General features: G+C 32.6%; 7 protein-coding genes. All 7 read right to left on the bottom strand.

All coding sequences use genetic code 11. The annotated features are described in order from the left end of the window. Positions 1-96 precede the first annotated feature (96 nt). On the bottom strand, positions 97-1,197 hold the full coding sequence (locus HGI79_RS21505) for a 4Fe-4S dicluster-binding protein (RefSeq protein WP_185652719.1): 1,101 nt from the start codon (positions 1,195-1,197) through the stop codon (positions 97-99). Positions 1,198-1,210: 13 nt separating this feature from the next. Then, positions 1,211-2,554, bottom strand: a complete 1,344-nt coding sequence (gene ssnA / locus HGI79_RS21500; RefSeq protein WP_241428305.1) for a putative aminohydrolase SsnA — start codon at positions 2,552-2,554, stop codon at positions 1,211-1,213. A gap of 6 nt (positions 2,555-2,560) precedes the next feature. Further along, positions 2,561-3,943: a dihydropyrimidinase gene (gene hydA / locus HGI79_RS21495; protein ID WP_185652718.1), complete on the bottom strand. Its 1,383-nt coding sequence runs from the start codon at positions 3,941-3,943 to the stop codon at positions 2,561-2,563. Between the two features lie 384 nt (positions 3,944-4,327). Continuing rightward, positions 4,328-5,515, bottom strand: a complete 1,188-nt coding sequence (locus HGI79_RS21490; protein ID WP_185652717.1) for a YgeY family selenium metabolism-linked hydrolase — start codon at positions 5,513-5,515, stop codon at positions 4,328-4,330. 36 nt (positions 5,516-5,551) lie between these two features. Next, entirely contained in the window at positions 5,552-7,144 is a 1,593-nt protein-coding gene (locus tag HGI79_RS21485; RefSeq protein WP_185652716.1) for an amidohydrolase family protein, read from the bottom strand. 203 nt (positions 7,145-7,347) lie between these two features. Beyond that, on the bottom strand, positions 7,348-8,577 hold the full coding sequence (gene dpaL, locus HGI79_RS21480; protein WP_185652715.1) for a diaminopropionate ammonia-lyase: 1,230 nt from the start codon (positions 8,575-8,577) through the stop codon (positions 7,348-7,350). A gap of 283 nt (positions 8,578-8,860) precedes the next feature. Then, positions 8,861-9,883, bottom strand: coding sequence for an XdhC family aldehyde oxidoreductase maturation factor (locus HGI79_RS21475; RefSeq protein ID WP_185652714.1), 1,023 nt, complete (start codon positions 9,881-9,883; stop codon positions 8,861-8,863). Between the last annotated feature and the right edge of the window lie 345 nt (positions 9,884-10,228).

Here is a 10,228-nt window from a genome sequence, read left to right as displayed (position 1 = left end):
TTTATCAAAGTTTCTTAGATTTTCAAAAACACGAACTTTAGACTGATTAAAAGTTTTTAACGTGCTGAAGTTTGGCAGCATATTCGGTCGTGTAAGTTAAGTTTCCGCTACGAATCCTATAGCATTTACTCCACATCTTGTAGTACAAAGACCACATCCGAAGCATCTAGAGTTATCAACCACTGCTTTCTTATTTTTTATTTCTATAGCTTGATATACACAGCTTTCTTTACATCTATTACATCCCACACATTTAGCTTCATCTACTATTGGATAAACAGTATTGTATTGTGGAGCTGTTCTTGCTTTCATTTTTTCTATAGTTATTCCTCTTATTTCATCTAAGGATTTATATCCATGACTATCTAACCACGCATTAGTTTCCTTTACTATTCTTCCAAAGGCTTTATTCCCTTCTACTATAGCTTGTGTACATACCTGTACTGCCGCAGCACCTGCCATAATCATCTCTATAACATCCGCACCATTTGAGACTCCACCTACTCCAAACACTGGTATGTTTACAGCTTTGCAAAGTTCATAAACATGTCTTAAAGCAATTGGCTTTATAGCTGGTCCAGACATCCATCCGTACCCTTCTGTACTACCCATTTTAGGTAATCCTGTCTCTATATCTATACTAAAACACGGGCCTACAGAATTTATAGCTACTAATCCATCTGCCCCTGCAGCTTCAAGAGCTTTTCCAAATTCACCAATATCAGCTATACCAGGGCTTACCTTCATATATATTGGTTTTTTAGTATTAGCTTTTGCTGCTTTTAAAGTATTTAGTACAGGAGTTATATCTCTCCCTACATAATGACTAGATATTTCATAGGCATCAGCAAACTTGTCTACTCTTGGTATTAAGTTAGCTATCTGGTCTGGAGTATACCCCATGCCTAAAATCAAAGGCGCACCACAAGTCTTAGCCTTTTCATATTCATTTTCTATCCAATGTTCTGGACTGTGCTCGGACCAAAGCTCTGTATTTAAAAATCTATTTTTATAATCTGCCATACATGGTTTGGGTATATTAGCTGCTTCCGTAGATATAGTTTTACTAACTACTCCACCTGCTCCATTATTTACACAATCTATAATCATATCCGCATTTCTTGAAGGTGGACCTGCTGCAACTATAACAGGGTTATCAAATTCCATTCCTGATATTTTTACTTTTAAATCTGCCATATAAATTTCCTCCTTATAATCTCTGCCACAAAGCTTTAGAAACTTCTCTAGATTTTTTCATAATCATTTCTTCATCTATATTTATAAGTTGTCTATCTTTCATAACCACATTCCCATTAATTATTGTTGTTAGTACATTATTACTATTCATACCAAATATTATATGCCCACCTATATTTGAACTATTTAAAGGAGTTGGACTGTCATAATCGACTATTATTAAATCTCCATATGCTCCTTCTTTTATACATGCTGCTGGTTTCCCAAATAATCTATTAACTATTTTTCCATTATTATTTATAGCCACATTTAAAGCCTCTCCAACATTTAAAACTCTCGGGTCTTTATTTATTAGTTTATGCACTATATAAAAGTTATCTATTTCTCTAAACATATTAGAAGTAAAACCATCCGTTCCAAGACCTACCAAAATTCTTTTATTCATCATGTCTATAATAGGAGGTATTCCAACAGCATTATTCATATTTGACTCTGGATTATGAACTACTATGGTATTTGTAGCCTTTAAAAGTTCTAAGTCCTTTTCATTTACATTTACTCCATGTACAGCTATAGTTTTTTCTCCAAGAACTCTCATATCATAGAATCTTTGTACCACACTTTTTTCGTAGTTATACATGCTTAACTCTTCATCCAAGTTACCTTCTGATACATGAACATGAAAGCCACATTTTAAATCATCCCTCATTGCTACAGCTTCTTTTATAATATCATCAGACACTGTAAAGGATGCATGTAGTCCAAAGGAACCTGTTACTAAATCATTGTTATTTATCAAAGCATCTTTGATAAAATTATAATTTTCTGTTAATCCCTCTTTTGCTATATCCAGTCCATCTCTTTCGGACACTTCATAGCAATAATTTCCTCTTACTCCTACTTGAGAAAAAGCTCTACTTAGAGCATCAAGGCTGCCTGTACAAGCATACGGGCTGGCATGGTGGTCTATTATACAAGTTGTACCGCTTTTAACAGCATCTATAGCAGAAACTAGCCCGCTGTAGTATATATCCTCTAAGGTAAGCTTTTTATCCAGTCTCCACCAAACTTTTCTCAAAACTTCTATAAAATTAGTAGGGGCCTCTCCATCTAATATCATTCCCCTTGCAAAAGCACTGTAAGCATGATAATGAGCACATACCAGTCCAGGCATTACAATTTTACCCTTTGCATCCAATCTTTCTTCTTGTTCATATTTTTTCTCGAGGTCAGAGGACTTACCTACTTCCTTTATTAAATTATTTTCAATATAAACAGCACCATCTGGTATTAGAGTTCCCTTGTCATCAAAGGTAACAATTGTTCCATTTATTATAAGCATATTTACTACTACCAATCCTTTCTATAAAGTGGAGTTTCTTCTCTTTACAAAGCTTCCGTATCCTTTTTCTCCTACAAATACATTATCTCTAGTAACTACCTTTCCTCTTACCATAGTTAAAACAGGATAACCCTTTATTTTCACCCCTTCATAGGGTGTATAATCTACATTTTCATGAAGCATATTTTTAGATATGGTAACTTCTTTTTCTTTATCTATAATTACTATATCTGCATCTGACCCTACTCTAATAGCTCCCTTTTTAGGATAAAGACCAAAGATCTTTGCAGGCTTAGTACTTACTATATCTACAAAAGTTTTTATATCTATTCTTCCTTTCATGACACCTTCCGAAAACATAAGTGGAATCCTAGCTTCTATCCCTGGAGCACCATTAGGACATTTTGTAAAATCCTCTTTTCCCCTCTGCTTATCACCATAAAAATCAAAAGGACAATGGTCTGTAGCTACAACCTGTATATCCTTATTTTTTATATGATTCCAAAGCATTTTCCCATTGTATTTTTTTCTTAATGGAGGACTCATAATATATTTTAGACCTTCATTATTTTCTTCCTTATACTTCTCTTCGTCTAAAAATAAATATTGAGGGCAAGTTTCTGCATATACTTTTTGTCCTTCTCTTTGAGCCTTTGCTATATGATACATACTTTTCCCACAGGATACATGTACAATATATAAAGGTGCATTACCTGCTACAGCTGCTAAAGTGATCATTCTATTTACAGCCTCTGCTTCACTTTCTTCCGGCCTACTTAAAGCATGATATATAGGCTCTTTCTTACCTTGGCTTACAAATAAATTTCTTAAATAATTTATTACACCATGATTTTCACAATGCACTGTGGTAACTGCACCTAGCTGATTTAACTTAATCATAGCCTTTAATGCTTCTTCATCACTAAGTTTATAATCATAAGTTAAGTAAAATTTAAAGCTAGATATACCTTCCTTTTGTACCATATCATCCATTTCTTTTAGTATTCCATCATCTATATGTTGAATAACACCATGAAAGCTATAATCTATAACAGCATTGTTCTTCGCATACTTATGATAAACCTCCAGTTGATGATGCAAATTGCAATCCTCAGGTCCAAAGCCCATATGATCCACTATACAAGTAGTGCCACCAAAAGCCGCAGCCACAGTCCCTGTATAAAAATCATCCTTAACAACAGTATCACCAATATGAATATTTAAATGAGTATGAGCATCAACGCCTCCAGGAATCACCAACTTCCCTTCTGCATCAATAACCTCATCTGCAGCTTTATCTATTTTATTGCCTATTTCTTTAATAATACCGTCTTCTATATAAATATCACCTGTTATGATATCTTCATCACTTACTATAATTCCATTTTTTATTAAAACGGACATTTTTTCACCTCCTATATATTGAGGTTATTTCTTGCTTCTAACCATTTATTGAGTTATCTTAACTAATACTAAAATAAAAATGAGATTAAAATCAATTCTGAGTAAAACTTAACTTTAGGTACGTGTGGAGTTTTTTAGTGGAAATTTAACTTATACGGAGGGATATGTTGTCAAAACTGAAAGTACATTTAAAAATTTTTTTATCAGTCTTAGCGAAGTATTTTAGAAAACCTTAGAAAATTCGATTGTTTGAGCATAGCGAGTTTATCGAAGATTCTTAGGTTTTCTAAAATGCAAGCTTTAGACTGATAAAAAATTTTTAACGTACTGAAGTTTGACAACATATACCGTAGTATAAGTTAAATTTCCAAGCTCAGTACTCTATTATGAGCACAGAACTCCTTTTGCTATAGCGTAATATCCTTTTACAGCCTTTAAAAGCTCATCAATCTCAATATATTCATCTATAGTATGAGCCAAATTCTCCTTTGACGGCCCAAAACCTATAGTCTTTATACCAGCCTCTCCAGCATAGTGACTTCCATTAGTACAAAATGAATAGTGAGTTATTTCTGGATTTAAACCCGCTTCTACCAATGACTTATAACACTTTTGTACATATTCATCATTTTCATCACGAACCCATGCTGGGAAAAATCTTTCTCCCTGTATAGAGTTTCCTGTATAACATTTTTCAGTTCCTTCAGCATAATAAGCTTTAGCCTCAAAGTTTTCATCCTGTTTTTCCATTTCAGCTATTATATCTAAAATAGGTTTTAAAACACTTTCTTTTGTTTCACCTACAAGAAGTCTTCTATCGTAAGTTACCTTACAATAATCAGGAACCACAGAAGCTCCAGGATATGGTGATGATTTAATGTCTGTAAGTTCAAGTATTCCATCTCCCAAAAAGTCATCATGCTCATTTTTTATATCTCTAATTTTTTCAACTAATTTATTCATTTTATAAACTGCATTTACTCCCTTTTCAGGATTAGCAGAGTGAGCTGGTTTTCCGTAAGTTTCTACAACTATTTCAGCTCTTCCCCTTTGTCCTCTCTTTAAATTGCATTGAGAAGCCTCTCCTATAACTACATAGTCTGGTTTTACTTTTTTACTAATACTTCTTGCTGCTACCCCTTCAAAGCATTCTTCATGAACAACTCCAGCTATATAAATATCTCCCGGGAAATCTTTATTAGTATCCTTAGCGAAATAGGAAGCTGCACAAATCATAGCTGAAAAGGCACCCTTCATATCAGAAGCTCCTCTTCCATAGATTTTATTATTTTCAATTTCTGATGCAAAAGGATTATGACTCCATTTTGTTTCATCAGGAACTGTTACAGTATCTATATGGGCATCAAATAATATGCTTTTTCCTTCTCTCTTCCCTTTAATATGTCCTATTATATTTCCATATTCATCTATATAAAAATCATCATATCCCATTTCTTCAAAAGCCTTCTTAGCTCGCTGAACTACATTTTGTTCTTCTCCTGAATAACTCTTAATGGCCAACAATTCTTGACATAATTTTATTATTTCATTTTCTCTTTCTTTTGATAACATTTTTTAGTCCTCCTCTCAAAAGAAACAAATATATTTTTAGTCTTTAATTCTTATAACCTTACCTGTTAACTTATCAGATCTCTTTCCATTACTTAGAACTACTTCTCCGTTAACAATTACTGTTTTAATTCCTTCAGAATATTGAACAGGATTTATAAAAGTAGCCTTATCTATTATAGTATTATCATCAAAAATAACTATGTCAGCTTTCTTACCCTTCTTTAGTTCTCCTCTATCTTTAATACCAAATACTGTAGCTGGTTTTAAAGTCATCTTATATATAGCTTCTTCTAAAGTAAGAGCTTTATCCTCTCTAACATATTTACCTAAAACTCTAGGGAAAGCACCATATACTCTCGGATGTGGTTTACCTCCAAGTAATCCATCAGTACATACATTTTGTTCTTCCCTTTTCATAAATTTAACTACATGTTCTTCTTTTCCATAGTAATCATACATACCTACCGCATTATCTTCCTCATATAATAAGTCAAATACAGCATTATATACATCTTTTCCTTTAAGTTCTGCTATCTCTGTTAAATTTTTACCTATACAACTTTTATTTTTTTCAGTTTTTACACTAGTTACATATATGTTGTCAAAGCCTGCAAAATCTATAAAGTTATCCCATGCTGGTATACCATTTTCAATATCATAAATCATTTTTTCTCTCAAATTCTTATCTTTAAGACGCTCTAAAAGCTTATCAGTTCCTCCATCATGTACCCAAGGCGGAAGTATTACTCCAAGCATTGTACTTCCAGCTACATAAGGATATTGATCAAAAGATACTCTTATACCTTCTAACTTTGCTTTTTCTAGCAATTCTATAACTTTATCAATTTCATTCCAATTCTTTTTTCCACATACTTTAAAGTGAGAAAAGTGAACCTTAACACCACTTTCTCTACCTATTTTTATTATCTCTTCCATAGATTCAACTATAGTATCTGCTTCACTTCTTTGATGCACTACAAAAACTCTGTCGTAATCAGCCACTACCTTGCACATTTCTATAATCTCTTCTGTATCTGCATATGCACAAGGCATATATATAAGGCCTGTGGATAACCCAGCAGCACCAGCTTCCATTTCTCTTCTAGTTATATTCTTTAGTCTTTCTATATCTTTAGCACTTGCCTTTTTATTTTCAAGTCCTATTGCTTCCATTCTTATATTTCCATGTGGAGCAAGATAAGCTACATTAGGACCTATGCTAGACTTTTCTAATAAGTTTAAATATCCTTCAGTATCCTTCCAGTTCCATAAAATTTTATCACTGTCTCCATCAAGCCCAGCTAGATTTTTCCTCCAAGGGCTTATATATTGTTCAGGTAATGGGGCCATAGAAATACCATCCTGCCCCAAAACTTCTGTAGTTATACCTTGTCTTACTTTTGGTTCTATATACCCATCAACTAGTATCTGCAAATCTGAATGGCTATGAGTATCTATAAAACCAGGACAAACTATCTTTCCCTCTGCATCTATTACTTCATCAAAATTACTTTCTTTTATGGTTCCTATTTCCTCTATAGTATCATTTACTATTAAGATATCTGCTTTAAATCTATCACTGCTAGTACCATCTATAATTACTCCATTTTTTATAAGAGTTTTTTTCATAAAATCACCTGCTTAAAATATTTCCCTAATTTCAACTTATATACACATTAACCTTGCTTCTTAACTTACTCTAGGTATTCATATGAGTATCTCTGACGGTACATTTAGCAAACCTTAGAGATAACTTAAAGTAGTTAACAGTACCTAAGAGATACTCATATGAATACCGGTTTAAGTCAAGTCCCTAGGTTAGACATCTATATTTAGGTAGCGCTTCGATACAATCCATCCCATGTTATTTTTCTGTAATTTACTGGATCTGTATCCCCTTCTGTACTTATTACTAAAACTCTTGATTTTTCATTCAAATTTAACTTTTCTACTAAATCTTTTAAAGAGTTATCTTCAACAATTAAACTTAATATTCCAAGTCCTACTGCTCCTGACTCTCCTGATATGACTTGTGGATCTCCTTTTACGGGATTACCTAATATTCTCATTCCTCTAGCACTTACATAATCAGGACAAGAAATATACATATCTGAATAATCTCTTAATATATTCCAACCTGTTATATTTGGCTCTCCACAAGCAAGTCCTGCCATTATTGTAGGCATGTCTCCAGTTACTGCATGAGGCTTACCATCATTTGCTAAAGCAGATTTATATATACATGCTGCTTCATTAGGTTCCACAATTACGGTTATTGGCCTTTCATCTTTGTACAGTTCTGCTAAATATCCTTGAATAGCACCAGCAAAGGAACCTACCCCTGCTTGCAAAAATACATGTGTTGGCAGTTCTTTTCCCTGCTCTTTAATTTGCTCCATAGCCTCATCTATTAATGTGGCATATCCTTGCATAATCCAAGTAGGAATTTTCTCATAGCCTTCCCAAGCTGTATCCTGTACCATAACTCCATTGTTTTCTTCTGCATATTTGTTAGCTAACCTTACTGCATCATCATAATTTAAATCCGTTATAGAAGCTTCTGCCCCTTCTTTTCTTATATTCTCAAGTCTTATAAGAGAGGAACCTTTGGGCATATATACAACTGATTTTTGCCCCAATTGGTTTGCCGCCCAAGCTACTCCCCTTCCATGATTACCATCTGTAGCAGTAACAAAGGTTATATCTCCTATCTTTTCTTTTACTTCTTTAGATTTAAGTTCTTCAAAGGATGTATCCTCAATATTTATACCTAATCTTTCACATAAATAGTTTCCTAATGCGTAAGAACCTCCTAGAACTTTAAAAGCATTAAGCCCAAATCTATAGGATTCATCCTTTACCCATACCTGATCTATACCTAAATAACCTGCTAATTCTTTTAGACTGTGTAATGGAGTTATATCATACTGTGGAAAACTTTTATGAAAATTTCTTACTCCCTTTATAACCTTTTTTGATATAAATTCTGTTGAAAATTTATTTTTTATTGAATCTCTTGCTGATACATTGCATATCCATTTTATTTCATTTTGTGTTGACATGATTATTGCAACCTCTCTTCTTATAATTTTTTATGTATATATAATCAATACAGCAAATTTCATGCCAATTTACAAATTAGATATATTTTTATGACTTTATTAATAATATGCTTGTTTTTATACCACTTTGTTATTAAACATTAAATACTTTGAAATTATATTTATGATAAATAATTATCAAATTAATAATTTTATATACAGCTTTGTAACTTAATCTTTGTAGATTTCATATAAATATTGGTGTAACTCAAGTTTCATAGTTTTATATATATATGACTAAATTTTACTTTTCTGCTCTTTCTTTGATAAGTTCTGCTGCAATACTTATTGCTATTTCTTCTGGAGTCTCTGCCTTTATTGCTATTCCTACCGGACTATGAATTCTAGAAAGATCATCGGCTTCATATCCATACTCTTGTAATTTAGAACAAATTTCTATCCTTTTTCTTTTGCTCCCCATCATACCTATATACCCAGCTCTTGATTTTAAAATTTGTTTTAATACCTTTAAATCACAGTTATGACCTCTAGTTACTGTAACAATATAGCTATCTTCATCTATATTAATTGGGTAAGAGTCATCAAAAGATTTTAAAAGTATAATATCATCTATCATAGGAAACTTTTCTCTATTAACAAATTCTTCTCTATCATCCAATACTACAGTCTTAAAATCCACCATTTTGGTGAGAGATGCCAACTTTTGTGATATGTGACCTGCTCCAAAAATATATACTGTATCATTATAAGAAATGGTTTCTAATATATATATACTGTCACCTAAAGTAACAGCCTTTAATTGTCTAGATCCTATATGACTTTTTAGATTGCTTAAGATTTCTTTATCTATTCCTTCTGAATTATTATCATTTTGGTAAGTAAGCACATATCTTTTCACTGAAAAATCTTCTTTCTTTAGAACTGTAACGAAAGTAGCTTTTTCATTGTTACTTATAGCTTGTAAGCAAGTTTTATAAATTTCTATATTTCTCTCATCATATGGATCTATATACTCTAGTAAAACGTCTACTTCTCCCCCACATATCATATCTGTCTCTTTAAGTCCATTTAAATTAAAATGCATTGTGACATTATTTTTATCTCTAAAAACCTCTTTTGATTTTTCCAAAACACCTGCTTCTAATCTTCCTCCTCCAATAGTACCGAAGATACTGTTATCTTCAAAGATCAGCATTTTAGCACCAGAAGTACGGGGAGATGACCCCATACTCCCAAATATAGTGGCACAAACTAAAGGTGTATTTTTTGTAATTGATTCATGTATTTTTTCTATTAATTCCTTCATTAAGTCAGCCTCCTTTTACTTTACTCATTATATACATAATACAACGCTCATAGTTCTATAGATAACCACGCCCGAAATTTAACTTACACGACCGGATATATTACCATGTTTCGTCACGTTAAATATTTTTAATTAGTCTAGAGCTTTAATTTAAGCAGAGAGCCAAAATCTGTGATTTTGTGCGAATCCCTTACTCCTCTGACGAAATGTGACTTCAACATTGGTACTATATCCCTACGTATAAGTTAAATTTAAATTGTGGTTATCCATAGGGTTCCTAGCTGGAAACTTAACTTATACGTAGGAATATGTTGACAAAACTGAAGCACATTTAAAAACTTTTAA

This window comes from Clostridium sp. DJ247, assembly GCF_014231265.1.
This window is presented reverse-complemented; position numbering and strand designations above follow the sequence as displayed.

Bases quoted from the DNA above. Each gene is read 5' to 3' on its own strand.
- HGI79_RS21505 (WP_185652719.1), bottom strand. From the start codon at position 1,197: ATGGCAGATTTAAAAGTAAAAATATCAGGAATGGAATTTGATAACCCT.
- hydA (WP_185652718.1), bottom strand. From the start codon at position 3,943: ATGTCCGTTTTAATAAAAAATGGAATTATAGTAAGTGATGAAGATATC.
- HGI79_RS21490 (WP_185652717.1), bottom strand. From the start codon at position 5,515: ATGTTATCAAAAGAAAGAGAAAATGAAATAATAAAATTATGTCAAGAA.
- HGI79_RS21485 (WP_185652716.1), bottom strand. From the start codon at position 7,144: ATGAAAAAAACTCTTATAAAAAATGGAGTAATTATAGATGGTACTAGC.
- dpaL (WP_185652715.1), bottom strand. From the start codon at position 8,577: ATGTCAACACAAAATGAAATAAAATGGATATGCAATGTATCAGCAAGA.
- HGI79_RS21475 (WP_185652714.1), bottom strand. From the start codon at position 9,883: ATGAAGGAATTAATAGAAAAAATACATGAATCAATTACAAAAAATACA.